The sequence below is a fragment of the Mycobacterium sp. NGS40 genome (assembly GCF_059812735.1).
This window is the reverse complement of record NZ_JCALDG010000011.1, coordinates 169,677-185,343: the sequence shown is the minus strand read 5'-3', so window position 1 is coordinate 185,343 and position 15,667 is coordinate 169,677. Positions and strand designations below refer to the sequence as shown.

At 67.1% G+C, this 15,667-nt stretch carries 15 protein-coding genes; all 15 read left to right on the top strand.

Annotation, left to right across the window (positions count from 1 at the left end; translation table 11 throughout):
- Window positions 1-37: 37 nt before the first annotated feature.
- The 15 genes from AC5Y5O_RS18505 to clpC1 all read left to right on the top strand — a co-directional run bounded on the left by AC5Y5O_RS18505 (window position 38) and on the right by clpC1 (window position 15,575).
- Window positions 38-454, top strand: a complete 417-nt coding sequence (locus AC5Y5O_RS18505) for a VOC family protein (RefSeq protein ID WP_279304559.1) — start codon at window positions 38-40, stop codon at window positions 452-454.
- A 184-nt stretch (window positions 455-638) separates the two neighbouring features.
- Window positions 639-3,005 (top strand): ATP-dependent zinc metalloprotease FtsH, encoded by a 2,367-nt coding sequence (gene ftsH, locus AC5Y5O_RS18500; protein WP_500026504.1) that lies wholly within the window; start codon window positions 639-641, stop codon window positions 3,003-3,005.
- A 15-nt stretch (window positions 3,006-3,020) separates the two neighbouring features.
- The gene (folE, locus tag AC5Y5O_RS18495; protein ID WP_096290351.1) at window positions 3,021-3,629 is read left to right on the top strand and encodes a GTP cyclohydrolase I FolE; all 609 of its coding nucleotides are present in this window, start codon (window positions 3,021-3,023) and stop codon (window positions 3,627-3,629) included.
- A complete protein-coding gene (gene folP, locus AC5Y5O_RS18490; RefSeq protein ID WP_096290350.1) occupies window positions 3,626-4,468 on the top strand; it encodes a dihydropteroate synthase in 843 nt (280 codons plus the stop codon). The genes folE and folP overlap by 4 nt, the downstream gene beginning before the upstream one ends.
- On the top strand, window positions 4,461-4,859 hold the full coding sequence (gene folB / locus AC5Y5O_RS18485; protein ID WP_096290349.1) for a dihydroneopterin aldolase: 399 nt from the start codon (window positions 4,461-4,463) through the stop codon (window positions 4,857-4,859). The genes folP and folB overlap by 8 nt, the downstream gene beginning before the upstream one ends.
- Before the next feature lie 52 nt (window positions 4,860-4,911).
- Complete coding sequence (gene folK / locus AC5Y5O_RS18480; RefSeq protein ID WP_096290348.1) at window positions 4,912-5,451, top strand: 2-amino-4-hydroxy-6-hydroxymethyldihydropteridine diphosphokinase; 540 nt, start codon at window positions 4,912-4,914, stop codon at window positions 5,449-5,451.
- On the top strand, window positions 5,451-5,930 hold the full coding sequence (locus AC5Y5O_RS18475; protein WP_500026492.1) for a DUF3180 domain-containing protein: 480 nt from the start codon (window positions 5,451-5,453) through the stop codon (window positions 5,928-5,930). The genes folK and AC5Y5O_RS18475 overlap by 1 nt, the downstream gene beginning before the upstream one ends.
- A 142-nt stretch (window positions 5,931-6,072) precedes the next feature.
- Entirely contained in the window at window positions 6,073-7,473 is a 1,401-nt protein-coding gene (locus AC5Y5O_RS18470) for a DUF6779 domain-containing protein (RefSeq protein ID WP_500026487.1), read from the top strand.
- A 116-nt stretch (window positions 7,474-7,589) separates the two neighbouring features.
- Complete coding sequence (locus AC5Y5O_RS18465; RefSeq protein WP_096290346.1) at window positions 7,590-8,501, top strand: Rossmann-like and DUF2520 domain-containing protein; 912 nt, start codon at window positions 7,590-7,592, stop codon at window positions 8,499-8,501.
- A gap of 5 nt (window positions 8,502-8,506) precedes the next feature.
- Window positions 8,507-9,436 (top strand): pantoate--beta-alanine ligase, encoded by a 930-nt coding sequence (gene panC / locus AC5Y5O_RS18460; RefSeq protein WP_096291404.1) that lies wholly within the window; start codon window positions 8,507-8,509, stop codon window positions 9,434-9,436.
- Window positions 9,436-9,855, top strand: coding sequence for an aspartate 1-decarboxylase (panD, locus tag AC5Y5O_RS18455; protein ID WP_096290345.1), 420 nt, complete (start codon window positions 9,436-9,438; stop codon window positions 9,853-9,855). The genes panC and panD overlap by 1 nt, the downstream gene beginning before the upstream one ends.
- Before the next feature lie 2 nt (window positions 9,856-9,857).
- A complete protein-coding gene (locus AC5Y5O_RS18450) occupies window positions 9,858-10,673 on the top strand; it encodes a type III pantothenate kinase (RefSeq protein WP_096290344.1) in 816 nt (271 codons plus the stop codon).
- A 115-nt stretch (window positions 10,674-10,788) separates the two neighbouring features.
- The gene (gene lysS / locus AC5Y5O_RS18445; protein ID WP_096290343.1) at window positions 10,789-12,288 is read left to right on the top strand and encodes a lysine--tRNA ligase; all 1,500 of its coding nucleotides are present in this window, start codon (window positions 10,789-10,791) and stop codon (window positions 12,286-12,288) included.
- A gap of 118 nt (window positions 12,289-12,406) precedes the next feature.
- Window positions 12,407-12,745 carry a histone-like nucleoid-structuring protein Lsr2 gene (lsr2, locus tag AC5Y5O_RS18440; RefSeq protein WP_085223269.1) on the top strand — a complete coding sequence of 113 codons (339 nt, stop codon included), beginning with the start codon at window positions 12,407-12,409 and terminating at the stop codon, window positions 12,743-12,745.
- A gap of 295 nt (window positions 12,746-13,040) precedes the next feature.
- Entirely contained in the window at window positions 13,041-15,575 is a 2,535-nt protein-coding gene (clpC1, locus tag AC5Y5O_RS18435; RefSeq protein WP_096290341.1) for an ATP-dependent protease ATP-binding subunit ClpC, read from the top strand.
- Window positions 15,576-15,667 lie beyond the last annotated feature (92 nt).

The window sequence follows — 15,667 nt, the reverse complement described above, 5'->3', positions numbered from 1 at the left end:
CGTTCATTTCGCGGCCGGTTCTGGTTGCCTGATAGGCGTGAGACGGCTGGACCACATCGTGTTGTGGACGAACAATGTTCAGGCATCGATGGACTTCTATACGAACGTGATAGGGCTGACGCCGGTGCGGTTCGACGAGTTCGCTGCCGGCGAAGCACCGTTTCCGAGCGTGCGGGTGTGCGAGGACTCGATCATCGACCTGATGCCGGTGGCCGGCATCGGCGCCACCGACGTCCTGACCAAGGTCGCCGGCAGCGCCGGCCATCCGGTCAACCACGTCTGCCTGTCGATGTCGCTGCCGGAATACGAGGCACTGGATCGGCGGCTGCAGGCCGCCGGAGTGGACACCAGCGCCCGCCTCGAGCGCAGCTACGGAGCCCGGGGATGGGCGCCGCACATCTACTACTTCTCCGATCCCGACGGCAATGTGATCGAGGCCCGCTATTACGACTAGTCGCTGGACCGGGCGCACGAGCGGTGTCATGCCAGGGGGGCTTCTCCCAATGCGAGGCGTCCCCGAACTCAATTTGCGGTGCTCTGCTCCCTATCGGGAACCGCCGCGCGTTGGTATAGCGGTAGCCTGAACTTTTCCAGCTGCGTGTATCGGGGAAGGACCTGGCCGAAACGGCCGATGATTGATGAACCGGAAAAACGTGATTCGCATAGTCACGGCGATCGCTGTAGTAGTGCTGCTCGGCTGGTCGTTCTTCTATTTCAGCGATGACACCCGCGGATACAAGCCCGTCGACACCTCGGTGGCGATGTCCCAGATCAGTGGGGACAACGTCAAGAGCGGGCAGATCGACGACCGTGAGCAGCAACTGCGGTTGACCCTGAAGAAGGGCAACAACGACACCGACAACTCCGACAAGGTCATCACCAAGTACCCCAACGGCTACGCCGTCGACCTGCTCAACGCGCTGAACGCGAAGAACGCCAAGGTCAGCACCGTCGTCAACGAAGGCAGCATCCTGGGTGAGCTGCTGGTTTACGTGCTGCCGCTGCTGCTGCTGGTCGGGCTGTTCGTGATGTTCTCGCGCATGCAGGGCGGCGCCCGGATGGGCTTCGGCTTCGGCAAGTCGCGCGCCAAACAGCTCTCCAAGGACATGCCCAAGACCACGTTCGCCGACGTAGCCGGTGTCGACGAGGCGGTCGAGGAGCTATACGAGATCAAGGACTTCCTGCAGAACCCGTCGCGGTATCAGGCGCTGGGCGCCAAGATCCCCAAGGGCGTGCTGCTCTACGGGCCGCCGGGAACCGGTAAGACGTTGCTGGCCCGCGCCGTGGCCGGTGAGGCCGGCGTGCCGTTCTTCACGATCTCGGGTTCCGATTTCGTCGAGATGTTCGTCGGCGTGGGCGCCTCCCGGGTGCGCGACCTGTTCGAACAGGCCAAGCAGAACAGCCCGTGCATCATCTTCGTCGACGAGATCGACGCGGTGGGCCGCCAGCGCGGCGCCGGGCTCGGCGGTGGCCACGACGAGCGTGAGCAGACGCTGAACCAGTTGCTGGTCGAGATGGACGGCTTCGGCGATCGCGCCGGGGTGATCCTGATCGCGGCGACCAACCGGCCCGACATCCTCGACCCGGCGCTGTTGCGCCCTGGCCGCTTCGACCGGCAGATCCCGGTGTCCAACCCCGACCTGGCGGGCCGGCGCGCGGTACTTGCCGTGCACTCGAAGGGCAAGCCGATCGCTCCGGACGCCGACCTCGACGGGCTGGCCAAGCGGACCGTCGGCATGACCGGCGCCGACCTGGCCAACGTCATCAACGAGGCCGCGCTGCTGACCGCGCGGGAGAACGGCACCGTCATCACCGGGCCCGCCCTCGAGGAGGCCGTCGACCGCGTGATCGGCGGACCGCGCCGCAAGGGCCGGATCATCAGCGAGCACGAGAAGAAGATCACCGCCTACCACGAGGGTGGGCACACCTTGGCCGCCTGGGCGATGCCCGACATCGACCCGGTCTACAAGGTGACGATTCTGGCGCGCGGGCGCACCGGCGGCCACGCCGTCGCGGTGCCCGAAGAGGACAAAGGCTTGCGCACCCGCTCGGAGATGGTCGCGCAGCTGGTGTTCGCGATGGGTGGGCGCGCCGCCGAGGAACTGGTCTTCCGTGAACCCACCACGGGCGCGGTGTCCGACATCGAGCAGGCGACCAAAACCGCGCGCGCGATGGTCACCGAATTCGGTATGAGCTCCAAACTCGGTGCCGTCAAATACGGTTCCGAGCACGGCGACCCGTTCCTGGGCCGGACGATGGGCAACCAAGCGGATTATTCGCACGAGGTCGCGCGCGACATCGACGACGAGATCCGCAAGCTCATCGAGGCCGCGCACACCGAGGCCTGGGAAATCCTCACCGAATACCGCGACGTCCTCGACACGCTCGCCGGCGAGCTGCTGGAGAAGGAAACCCTGCACCGGCCCGAGCTGGAACAGATCTTCTCCGGCGTCGAAAAGCGGCCCCGGCTCACGATGTTCGACGATTTCGGCGGCCGCATCCCGTCGGACAAGCCGCCCATCAAGACGCCCGGCGAGCTGGCGATCGAGCGCGGGGAACCGTGGCCGCAACCCGTTCCCGAGCCGGCTTTCAAAGCGGCGATCGCCGCGGCCAGTCAGGCGGCCGAAGCCGCACGCGCCGAGGCCGACCGAAAAGCTCACGGCCCCAATGGTTCTCACGGTGGTCAAGGCACGGGCGATCGCGAGCGCCGGCCCACCCAGCCGGACTACGGCGCGCCGGCCGGCTGGCATGCGCCCGGATGGCCACCGCCACCGCAGCAGCAACAACCCCAAGGCCACTGGTATCCGCCTCCGCCGCAGCCGTATTGGCCCCAGCCGGCCCCGAGTTATCCGGGCCAGCCGAGTCGTGGCCAGGGCCAGGGTCAGCCGTCCTACCCGCCCTATCCCCCCTACCCCCCGCCGGCGCAGCCCAGTCCGGATCCGGCAAGATCGCCTGACCAACCGGATGAGGACGTGAGCCGGCCTCATCCGCCGGCCCGAGGCTGACGAACGGAGATTTCGATGGTGCTGCCGGATACCCGCGCCGCGTTGGATCGCGTCCGGGCGTTCGACCAGGCACGTGCGGAGGCGGCAGTCCGCGAGCTGCTGTACGCGATCGGCGAAGATCCCGATCGAGATGGGCTGCGGGACACTCCGGCCCGCGTGGCGCGCGCATACCGGGAGATCTTCTCCGGTCTGTACACCGACCCCTCCGATGTGCTGAACACCATGTTCGACGAAGATCACGACGAGTTGGTGATCGTGAAGGAAATCCCGCTGTACTCCACGTGCGAGCATCACCTGGTCTCGTTCCACGGGGTGGCCCACGTCGGCTACATCCCCGGCCAGGACGGCAGGGTGACCGGGTTGTCGAAAATCGCGCGGCTGGTTGACCTTTACGCAAAGCGGCCGCAGGTGCAAGAGCGGCTCACCAGCCAGATCGCCGACGCTCTGGTGAATCGGCTCGACCCGCGCGGGGTGATCGTCGTGGTGGAGGCCGAGCATCTGTGTATGGCAATGCGAGGTGTGCGCAAGCCCGGCGCCATCACCACCACTTCGGCGGTGCGCGGGCAATTCAAGACAGATGCCGCCTCACGGGCCGAAGCGCTCGACCTCATCCTGCGTAAGTGAGTTCGCCGCCTGTGCAGGTAGTCGGGGTTGTGAACGTCACTGACGACTCCTTCTCCGACGGCGGGCGCTACCTCTGCGTTGACAACGCCGTCGCCCACGGCCTGGCGTTGGCGGCCGAAGGCGCGGGCATCGTCGACGTCGGTGGGGAGTCGACCCGGCCCGGTGCCACCCGGATCGATCCCCGCATCGAGAGCTCCCGCGTCGTTCCGGTCGTCAAAGAGCTTGCAGCACAAGGCATTACAGTTAGCATCGACACTATGCACGCCGATGTTGCGCGCGCGGCGTTGGAGAACGGTGCGCGGATCGTCAACGACGTCTCCGGTGGACGCGCCGATCCCGCGATGGCACCGCTGGTGGCCGAAGCCGGGGTGCGGTGGGTGTTGATGCACTGGCGATCGGTCTCGTCGGACCGTCCGCACGAGGCCCCGCGGTATCGCGACGTGGTGGCCGAGGTGCGTTCGGAATTGCTGGCCGGCGTCGAGGACGCGGTGGCCGCCGGCGTCGACCCGGCCAAGCTGGTCATCGACCCGGGGCTCGGATTCGCCAAGACGGGACAACACAATTGGGCCTTGCTGCGGGCTTTGCCCGAGTTGGTCGCCACCGGGGTGCCGGTACTCCTGGGTGCCTCGCGCAAACGCTTCCTCGGTACGCTGTTGGCCGGATCGGATGGGGTGCCGCGACCGCCCGACGGGCGCGAAACGGCGACCGCGGTGATTTCCGCGCTGGCCGCCCTCCACGGGGCCTGGGGTGTGCGAGTGCACGACGTACGGGCCTCGGTCGACGCCCTCAAGGTCGTGGACGCGTGGACCCGGACGGAGCGGACGCAGAGCGATGGCTGACCGAATCGAGTTGCGCGGCTTGACAGTTCATGGCCGGCACGGAGTTTACGAATTCGAGCGGGTAAGCGGGCAGGAGTTCGTCGTCGACATCGTGGCGTGGATCGACCTGGCCGCCGCCGCCGCCAGCGACGACTTGGCCGACACCTACGACTACGTCGCCCTGGCCGAGCGGGCCGCCGCGATCGTCGGGGGCCCGTCGCGCAACCTGATCGAGACGGTGGGCGCCGAGATCGCCGACTTCGTAATGGACGACGAACGCGTGCACGCCGTCGAGGTCACCGTGCACAAGCCGCATGCCCCGATCGAGCTGCAGTTCGCCGACGTGGCGGTGGTAATTCGGCGATCGCGCCGCGGCGGGCGTGGTTCGGTGGTTCCGGCGGGCGGTGTGTGATGACGCGCGCCGGCGACGATGCAGAGCGCAGCGATGAGAAGGGGCGGCGCTCATGACCTCGGTCGTACTGTCCATCGGCTCCAACCTCGGGGATCGGCTGGCACGGCTGCAGTCGGTTGTCGACGGCCTCGGCGACGCGCTGCTGGCTGTCTCGCCGGTGTACGAAACCGCCCCGTGGGGGCGGGCGGAGCAGGGCCCGTTCCTCAACGCGGTGCTCATCGCCGACGACCCGGCCCTCGACGGGCAGGGCTGGCTGCGCCGGGCCCAGGAGTTCGAACAGGCCGCGGGCCGGATCCGCGGTGAGCGCTGGGGTCCGCGCACCCTGGACGTGGACCTGATCGCCTGTCACACGGCCGACGGCGAAGTGCTCAGTCGCGAAAACAACCTGACGCTGCCGCATCCGCTGGCCCATCTGCGGGCCTTCGTGCTGGTCCCCTGGTTGGCCGTCGACCCGGATGCCGTGCTCACCGTCGCCGGCGGGCTCCGTCCCGTCGCCGAGCTGCTGGCCGAACTCGACCCCGCCGATCAGCAGGCGGTCCGGTTGTCGGGGCACACGCTCCAGCACTCGTCCGATCCAGAATCGAAGAGCTGATGGGCCCGACCAGAAAACGTGACCTGACGGCCGCGGTGGTCGGCGCTGCTTTTCTGGGATATCTGCTGATCAAGGTGCTGTTTCGGTGGTTTCCGCCGATCACCGTGTGGACCGGTCTGTCACTGCTGGTCGTCGCCATCGCCGAAGCGCTATGGGCGCGCTACGTGCGGGCCAAGGTCAACGACAGGGAAATCGGTGACGGGCCCGGCTGGCTGCACCCGCTTTCGGTGGCCCGCAGCGTGATGGTCGCCAAGGCGTCTGCCTGGGTGGGTGCCCTGGTGCTGGGTTGGTGGATCGGGATCCTGGTGTTCTTCTTGCCGCGGCGATCGTGGTTGCGGGTCGCCGCGGAGGACACCGCCGGAACGGTGGTGGCGGCCGTCAGCGCGCTGGCGCTGTTGGTCGCCGCGCTATGGCTGCAGCATTGCTGCAAGTCCCCGCCACCGGATCCGGCCGACCACGCCGAGGGGGCCGAAAGCTAGGGCGCCCGAGGTTGCGGACCACCACCGGGGCCGGCCCAGAACCACGGGGCCGTTAACGGCGATGAATCAACGAATTAACCCAGGTGAGAATCGCCGGAGTAGCGCGACACGCTCAATGACGTCGCACAGGTACAGTCAGGCCATGACCGTTCTGTCCCGCGGCGCCCGGGTACGGCGCGGCGGCCGCAGGCCGGGGTGGGTGCTCTTGACGACGTTGCTGGTCCTCGCGATAGGCGCCAGTTCCGCACTGGTTTTCACCAATCGCGTGGAACTTCTCAAGCTCGCTGTGATCCTGGCGCTGTGGGCCGCCGTCGCCGGTGCCTTCGTGTCGGTGCTGTACCGCCGGCAAAGCGACGCCGACCAGTCGCGGGTGCGCGACCTGAAGCTGGTCTATGACCTGCAGCTGGATCGGGAGATCTCGGCCCGCCGGGAGTACGAGCTGACCGTCGAGTCCCAGCTGCGGCGCGAGCTGGCCTCCGAGATACGCGCCCAGGCCGCCGACGATCTGGCCGCGCTGCGTGCCGAAGTGGCCGCGCTGCGGACCAGCCTGGAAATCCTGTTCGACACCGATCTCGAGCAGCGGCCCGCGCTGGAGACCCTGGAAACCGACACGCCGCCGGCCCGCGCCTACAGCGACTGGGACCGCAATGGCGAAGGTACGGGTGTCGATTGGGTGACCAGCGATCGCGTCACCTCGGTCCGGGAGGGCGACTCGGTCAGCTCGGCCGAACCCCGCACCGACGAATCCGCGATCATCGACGTGCCCGAAGAACCGCTGCTCCCGCCCCGCTCGCGGGAGCGGGCCCGGTTCCCCTACGAGGGCCAGCAAGAGGCGTCCTACCCGCCGCCGCAGCAGGTCCAGTATCCCGAGGCCCCGCGGTATGTGCCGCCGCAGGAGGTCCCGTTCGCGCCTCCGCCGATGCCCGCCGCGGCTTCGGCCGAGCAGCAGCGATTCGAGCCCCAGCAGTGGCAGCCGGTACCGCCGCCCGAGCCGCCGCCCGGGTTGGTGCCGGACTGGCAGCCGGTCAACGCCGACGGGCTCTGGCTGCCCCCGGGCGCTGTCGGCGCCAACTGGTCCGGCTCCGATGCACCCGACGCTGCCACGCCGCCGGGCCGGCGCCGGCGCCGGTATGCCGACCCCGACGAGCGGGCCGACGGTTCGCCGTTGTCGAACGAACCCCCGGCGCCGGGTGGCGAATCCGGTCGTAGGGCCCGCTCGCGGCACTCCGCGGAGTACCGCGACTACAGCGTCCGGAACTTCATCTCGACAAACGAGCCCGCCGCACCGCCGCCCCCGGCCGCCGCGACCGCACCGCCCCCGCCGCCGCACCCCCGGCAGGGCCAGAACGACGGCGCGCCACCGCCGCCGCGACTGGCTCCCGCGCCACACCTGGAGCCGGCCCCCCGCCACCTGGGCGCGGACGAGGCCCCGGAAGGCGGTGGTGAAGGGCCGCAAACCGGCGGTCAGTCGGTTGCCGACCTGCTGGCTCGGCTACAGGTGCAGCCCTCCGGCGGTGGCCGGCGCCGGCGTCGGGAAGGCTGAGCTGGGACATTCCTCACATTGGGGCCGTGTCCTGAATCGACTAGAGTCTTGATGACCGTCCGGTACCCGGTAGCTGGGACTGGAACGAACGAATCAACATTGTGAGGTCGTCTGCGATGGAGCAGTTCGACGGTTTACGCCCGGCCAGGCTCAAGGTGGGGATCATTTCGGCTGGCCGGGTGGGTACCGCCCTGGGTGTGGCGCTGGAGCGCGCTGAGCACGTCGTGGTGGCGTGCAGTGCGATCTCCCACGCGTCGCGCCAGCGGGCGGCCCACCGATTGCCGGACACCACGGTGGCCTCCCCGCCCGACGTGGCAGCGGCGGCCGAACTGCTGCTGTTGGCGGTTCCCGACAGCGAACTCGCCGGCCTGGTGTCCGGACTGGCCGCCACCTCCGCGGTGCGGCCCGGCACGATCGTCGTGCACACGTCGGGAGCCAACGGCGTCGGGATTCTGGCGCCGCTGACGCAGCACGGCTGCATACCGCTGGCGATTCACCCGGCGATGACGTTCACCGGCTCCGACGAGGACATCAGCCGGCTGCCCGACACCTGCTTCGGCATCACCGCGACCGACGAGGTCGGCCAGGCGATCGGCCAGTCGCTGGTGCTGGAGATGGGCGGCGAGCCGTTCTGCGTCCCCGAGCAGGCGCGCGTCCTGTACCACGCCGCCCTGGCTCACGCGGGCAACCACATCGTCGCCGTGCTCGCCGACGCGCTCGACGCGTTGCGGGCCGCGCTGCGGGGCAGCGAGCTGCTCGGGCAACAAACCATCGACGAGCAGCCCGGGGGCCTCGCCGAACGCATCGTCGGCCCACTGGCCCGGGCGGCGCTGGAGAACACGCTGCAGCGCGGGCAGGCCGCGCTCACCGGTCCGGTCGCCCGCGGTGACGCCGCCGCGGTCGCCGACCATCTGCGCGCGCTCACGCTGGTGGATCCGGAACTGGCCCAGGCCTACCGGGTCAACGCACTGCGCACCGCGCAGCGCGCCCACGCTCCCGAGGCCGTCCTCGAGGTGCTGGCGCGATGAACGCGATGACGGTCCGGCCACCGGCCTTCACACCCGGCAAACTCAACGTCTACTCGGCACCACGCGAGGTATCGGACGTCAGCCGCGCGCTGCGCCACACCGGCCGCCGGGTGATGCTGGTGCCGACGATGGGCGCACTGCACGACGGGCATCTGGCCCTGGTGCGCGCCGCCAAGCGGGTGCCCGGTTCGGTGGTGGTGGTTTCGATCTTCGTGAATCCGTTGCAGTTCGGTGCCGGGGAAGACCTCGACGCCTACCCGCGCACGCTCGACGCCGACCTGGAGCTACTACGCGGTGAAGGCGTCGAGATCGTGTTCGCCCCCACCGCCGCGGCGATGTATCCGGACGGCATGCGCACCACGGTGCAGCCCGGGCCGTTGGCCGGCGAACTCGAAGGTGCTTCGCGACCAACGCATTTCGCAGGAATGCTGACGGTGGTGTGCAAGCTGCTGCAGATCGTGCGCCCGGACCGCGCTTTCTTCGGCGAGAAGGATTACCAGCAACTGGTGCTGATCCGGCAGATGGTTGCCGATCTGAACGTCGACGTGCAAATCGTCGGTGTGCCGATCGTCCGGGAACCCGACGGGCTGGCGATGTCGTCGCGCAATCGCTACCTCGACAGCGAGCAGCGTGAACTGGCCGTGGTCCTCTCGGCGGCGCTGACAGCCGGGGCGCACGCGGCGGCACATGGTGTCCAGGCCGCGCTGGACGCGGCCCGCGCGGTGCTCGACGCCGCGCCCTCCGTCGCGCTCGACTACCTGGTGTTGCGCGGCACCGAGCTGGGGCCGGATCCTCTCGGGGGTGCCGGCCGGCTGCTGGTCGCCGCCCGGCTGGGCACCACGAGACTGCTGGACAACGTTGCAATCCAAATCGGTAATCTCGCCGGCACCCCTGGGGGGCCGGACGGGCATGTTGAATCACCTTGGAGGAATTGATGTTTCGCACGATGCTGAAATCGAAGATCCACCGCGCCACTGTCACGCAGGCTGATCTGCACTACGTCGGCTCGGTGACGATCGACGCCGACCTGATGGACGCGGCCGACCTGCTCGAGGGTGAACAGGTGACCATCGTGGACATCGACAACGGCGCCCGCCTCGTCACCTACGCGATCACCGGCGAGCGTGGCACCGGCATCATTGGAATCAACGGTGCGGCAGCACATCTCGTGCACCCCGGCGACCTGGTGATCCTGATCGCCTACGGCACGATGGAGGATGCGCAGGCGCGTGCCTACCAGCCGCGCATCGTCTTCGTCGACGCCGATAACAAGCAGATCGACCTGGGCAGCGACCCGGCATTCGTGCCCGATAATGCGGCTGAACTACTCAATCCCCGGATGGGCGCGCGATAGCCGTGCTGCTGGCGATCGACGTCCGCAACACGCACACCGTCGTCGGGCTGCTGTCCGGCGCCAAGGAGCACGCAAAAGTCGTGCAGCAGTGGCGGATCCGCACCGAGTCCGAGGTCACCGCGGACGAACTAGCCCTGACCATCGACGGCCTGATCGGCGACGACTCCGAGCAGTTGACCGGGGCCGCGGCGCTGTCCACCGTGCCGTCGGTGCTGCACGAGGTGCGGGTCATGCTCGACCAGTACTGGCCGTCGGTGCCGCACGTGCTGATCGAGCCCGGCGTGCGGACCGGGATCCCGCTGCTGGTCGACAATCCGAAAGAAGTGGGCGCCGACCGGATCGTCAATTGCCTGGCGGCCTTTCAGAAATTCGGTAAACCCTGCATCGTCGTCGACTTCGGATCGTCGATCTGTGTGGACGTGGTGTCGGCCAAGGGCGAGTTCCTCGGCGGCGCCATCGCGCCCGGAATACAGGTCTCCTCGGATGCCGCCGCGGCCCGCTCTGCCGCGCTGCGCCGGGTCGAGCTGTCCCGGCCCCGATCGGTGGTCGGCAAGAACACCGTCGAGTGCATGCAGGCCGGCGCGGTGTTCGGTTTCGCCGGACTGGTCGACGGCCTGGTGGGGCGCATTCGCGAAGACGTCGACGGCTTTTCCGGCGACGACGTGGTGATCGTGGCGACCGGCCACACCGCGCCGCTGCTGCTGTCCGAGCTGCAGACCGTCGCCCAATACGACCGGCATCTGACGCTGCACGGGCTGCGACTGGTCTTCGAGCGCAACCGCGACGCCCAGCGCGGCCGGCTGAAAACCGCACGCTGACTTTTCTCTAGCCGCGAGTGTGCGCGTACGGCGCCCTGGCAGCACACTCGAAGCCACCAGCGCACTCCCGACACCTGCGGCGGGCCCGCCGCGATGTCATTTAAGCTGGCACGTCGTGAGTGCCGCCGATCAAGACCTCCCCGAGCAGTTCCGGATTCGCCGGGATAAGCGCGCTCGTCTGTTGGCCGAGGGGCATGACCCCTACCCGGTGGCCATCGAACGCACCCACACGCTGGCACAGGTCCGCGCCGCATACCCCGACCTGGCGGTCGACACCGCGACCGACGACATCGTCGGTGTGGCGGGACGGGTCATCTTCGCCCGCAATTCCGGCAAATTGTGTTTTGCGACGCTGCAAGACGGTGACGGCGCCACGCTGCAGGTAATGATCAGCCTGGACAAGGTCGGCCAGGATTCGCTGGACGCGTGGAAAGCCGATGTCGACCTCGGCGACATCGTCTATGTGCACGGCAACGTGATCAGCTCACGACGCGGCGAATTGTCCGTGCTTGCCGATTCCTGGCGGATCGCAGCCAAGTCGCTGCGGCCGCTGCCCGTCGCGCACAAGGATATGAGCGAGGAATCGCGGGTGCGGCAGCGTTATGTCGACCTGATCGTGCGCCCCCAAGCGCGCGAGGTGGCAAGGCAGCGAATCGCCGTTGTCCGCGCCATACGCAACGCGCTGGAACGGCGTGGGTTTCTCGAAGTCGAAACACCAATCTTGCAGACGTTGGCGGGTGGCGCCGCTGCTCGGCCGTTCATCACACATTCCAATGCGCTTGACATCGATCTCTACCTGAGGATCGCACCGGAACTGTTCCTCAAGCGATGCATCGTCGGTGGATTCGACAAGGTCTTCGAGCTAAATCGCGTCTTCAGAAACGAAGGTTCTGATTCGACGCATTCTCCGGAATTCTCGATGTTGGAGACGTACCAGACGTACGGAACCTATGACGATTCGGCACTCGTCACGCGAGAGCTTATTCAAGAGGTGGCCGACGAGGCGATCGGTACCCGACAACTCTCGTTGCCAGATGGCAGTGTCTACGACATAGACGGAGAATGGGCGTCGATACAAATGTATCCGTCGCTGTCAGCGGCACTCGGTGAAGAGATCACACCGCAGACCACGGTCGAGCGGCTGTGGACCATCGCGGACCGGCTGGGAGTCGAGATACCCGAGGATCGCGGCTACGGACACGGCAAGCTCGTCGAAGAATTATGGGAGCACGCGGTGGGTAATACGCTGACCGCGCCGACGTTCGTCAAGGATTTCCCTGTCGAGACAACACCTTTGACTCGACAGCACCGCAGCATCTCGGGTGTGACCGAGAAGTGGGATCTGTATGTGCGCGGAGTGGAACTGGCCACCGGGTACTCCGAATTAAATGATCCGGTCGTGCAGCGCGAACGATTCGCCGAACAGGCGCGCGCCGCCGCGGCCGGTGACGACGAGGCCATGGTGCTTGATGAAGACTTTCTCGCGGCGCTCGAGTATGGGATGCCGCCAACCACCGGAACGGGAATGGGTATCGACCGGTTGTTGATGACTTTGACCGGCCTGTCAATTAGAGAGACAGTTTTGTTCCCGATTGTTCGACCGCACTCCAGCTGAAAGCCCAACGCTGCGTTGCGCTCAGATTGAGTATGCTGCGTTCATATGGCAGATTAGTGACCGGGGAGTGGGTCCAAACTGCCCAGCAACTGCTCAGGAAGAACGCGAGGGTAAACTAATGGCGAAAAAAGTCACCGTCACCTTGGTTGACGATTTCGACGGTGCGGGTGCCGCCGACGAAACCGTCGAATTCGGGCTTGACGGGGTGACCTATGAGATTGATCTTTCAACGAAGAATGCGGCGAAACTCCGCGGTGATCTGAAGCAGTGGGTGGCAGCCGGCCGCCGCGTCGGGGGTCGTCGTCGGGGGCGTTCCGGAACGGGGCGGGGGCGCGGGGCCATCGACCGCGAGCAGAGCGCCGCGATCCGCGAATGGGCCCGCCGAAATGGACACAACGTGTCGACGCGCGGGCGTATCCCGGCGGACGTGATCGACGCATTCCACGCGGCCACCTAACAAAGCGTTAACCGGCGCCCGGTCGCAAGGCCTGGGCGCCGGTTCTGTTTTCGCTGGCGGCGAAACGATCATCGGCGCTCGGGGGAAACGATTTTATGGTTAGTCTCGTTTCTCCAGCTATGGCTCCGTCGTGACAGGGATTCCCCGCCACGGAGCGGACCAGGCCCGAACGGCAAGGCACCGCAAGGTTAGAACCCGGACGGGCCGACCATTACAGTGGACACCAGGTACGCGTGGCGGCCCCTGTGCCGAGAACGATGAAGTACCGATGGTGAGGGAGAGCAGGTAACCACCGATGTTCGAAAGATTTACCGACCGTGCCCGCAGGGTGGTCGTCCTGGCCCAAGAAGAGGCCCGGATGCTCAACCACAACTACATCGGCACCGAGCACATCCTGCTGGGTCTGATTCACGAAGGTGAAGGCGTCGCCGCGAAGTCGCTGGAGTCGCTTGGGATCTCGCTCGAGGGCGTCCGCAGCCAGGTCGAGGAGATCATCGGCCAGGGCCAGCAGGCTCCGTCCGGGCACATCCCGTTCACCCCGCGTGCCAAGAAGGTTCTCGAGCTCAGCCTGCGCGAGGCGCTGCAGCTGGGCCACAACTACATCGGCACCGAGCACATCCTGCTGGGCCTGATCCGTGAGGGCGAGGGCGTGGCCGCGCAGGTGCTGGTCAAGCTGGGTGCCGAGCTGACCCGGGTGCGCCAGCAGGTGATTCAGCTGCTCAGTGGCTACCAGGGCAAGGAGGCCGCCGAGGCCGGGACCGGTGGTCGCGGTGGCGAGTCCGGCAGCCCGTCGACCTCGTTGGTGCTCGACCAGTTCGGGCGCAACCTGACGGCTGCCGCGATGGAAGGCAAGCTGGACCCCGTCATCGGCCGCGAGAAGGAAATCGAGCGGGTGATGCAGGTGCTGAGCCGGCGCACCAAGAACAACCCGGTGCTAATCGGCGAGCCCGGCGTCGGCAAGACTGCCGTCGTCGAGGGCCTGGCGCAGGCCATCGTGCACGGCGAGGTGCCCGAGACGCTGAAGGACAAGCAGCTCTACACCCTCGACCTGGGGTCGCTGGTCGCCGGCAGCCGCTACCGCGGTGACTTCGAGGAACGCCTGAAGAAGGTGCTCAAGGAGATCAACACCCGCGGCGACATCATCCTGTTCATCGACGAGCTGCACACCCTGGTGGGTGCCGGTGCCGCCGAGGGCGCGATCGACGCGGCGTCGATCCTCAAGCCGAAGCTGGCCCGCGGCGAGCTGCAGACCATCGGCGCCACCACGCTCGACGAGTACCGCAAGTACATCGAGAAGGACGCCGCCCTGGAACGCCGCTTCCAGCCCGTGCAGGTGGGCGAGCCGACGGTGGAGCACACCATCGAGATCCTGAAGGGGCTGCGCGACCGCTACGAGGCGCACCACCGGGTTTCGATCACCGATTCCGCGATGGTCGCGGCCGCCACACTGGCCGACCGCTACATCAACGACCGGTTCCTGCCGGACAAGGCGATCGACCTGATCGACGAGGCGGGCGCCCGGATGCGCATCCGCCGGATGACCGCGCCGCCAGACCTGCGCGAGTTCGACGAGAAGATCGCCGAGGCGCGCCGGGAGAAGGAATCGGCGATCGACGCCCAGGACTTCGAGAAGGCCGCCAGCCTGCGCGACCGGGAGAAGCAACTGGTCGCCCAGCGGACCGAGCGCGAAAAGCAGTGGCGTTCAGGTGATCTCGATGTGGTTGCCGAGGTCGACGACGAGCAGATCGCCGAGGTGCTGGGTAACTGGACTGGCATCCCGGTGTTCAAGCTCACCGAAGCCGAGACCACGCGCCTGCTGCGCATGGAGGAAGAGCTGCACAAGCGGATCATCGGCCAGGTGGATGCGGTCAAGGCCGTCTCCAAGGCGATCCGCCGCACCCGCGCCGGGTTGAAGGACCCCAAGCGCCCGTCCGGTTCGTTCATCTTCGCCGGCCCGTCCGGTGTCGGTAAGACCGAGCTGTCCAAGGCGCTGGCCAACTTCCTGTTCGGCGACGACGACGCGCTCATCCAGATCGACATGGGCGAGTTCCACGACCGGTTCACCGCGTCGCGGTTGTTCGGTGCCCCGCCGGGATACGTCGGCTACGAAGAGGGCGGTCAGCTCACCGAGAAGGTGCGCCGCAAGCCGTTCTCCGTGGTGCTGTTCGACGAGATCGAGAAGGCACACCAGGAGATCTACAACAGCCTGTTGCAGGTCCTCGAGGATGGCCGGCTGACCGACGGGCAGGGGCGCACGGTCGACTTCAAGAACACCGTGCTGATCTTCACGTCCAACCTCGGTACGTCGGACATCTCCAAGCCCGTCGGCCTGGGCTTCACCCAGGGCGGCGGCGAGAACGACTACGAGCGGATGAAGCAGAAGGTCAACGACGAGCTGAAGAAGCACTTCCGCCCGGAGTTCCTCAACCGCATCGACGACATCATCGTCTTCCACCAGCTGACTCGCGACGAGATCATCCAGATGGTCGACCTGATGATCGGCCGGGTCGCAACCCAGCTCAAGGCCAAGGACATGGCTCTGGAGCTGACCGACAAGGCCAAGTCGTTGCTCGCCAAGCGCGGCTTCGACCCGGTGCTGGGTGCTCGCCCGCTGCGGCGCACCATCCAGCGCGAGATCGAGGACCAGCTGTCGGAGAAGATTCTCTTCGACGAGGTGGGCCCCGGCCAGGTGGTCACCGTCGATGTGGACAACTGGGACGGCGAAGGTACCGGCGAGGACGCGAAGTTCACGTTCACCGGAACCCGCAAGCCGCCGGCCGAGCCGGAGCTGCAGAAAGCCGGAGCGCACGCCGCTCCCGAGAACCAGTAGCACTACCGCAAACGGGTGGTTAGTCTCTGACCGGACTAACCACCCGTTTGCTGTGCTGAGGGCTCAGGGGCTTACCTGTGCTGATCGTCACC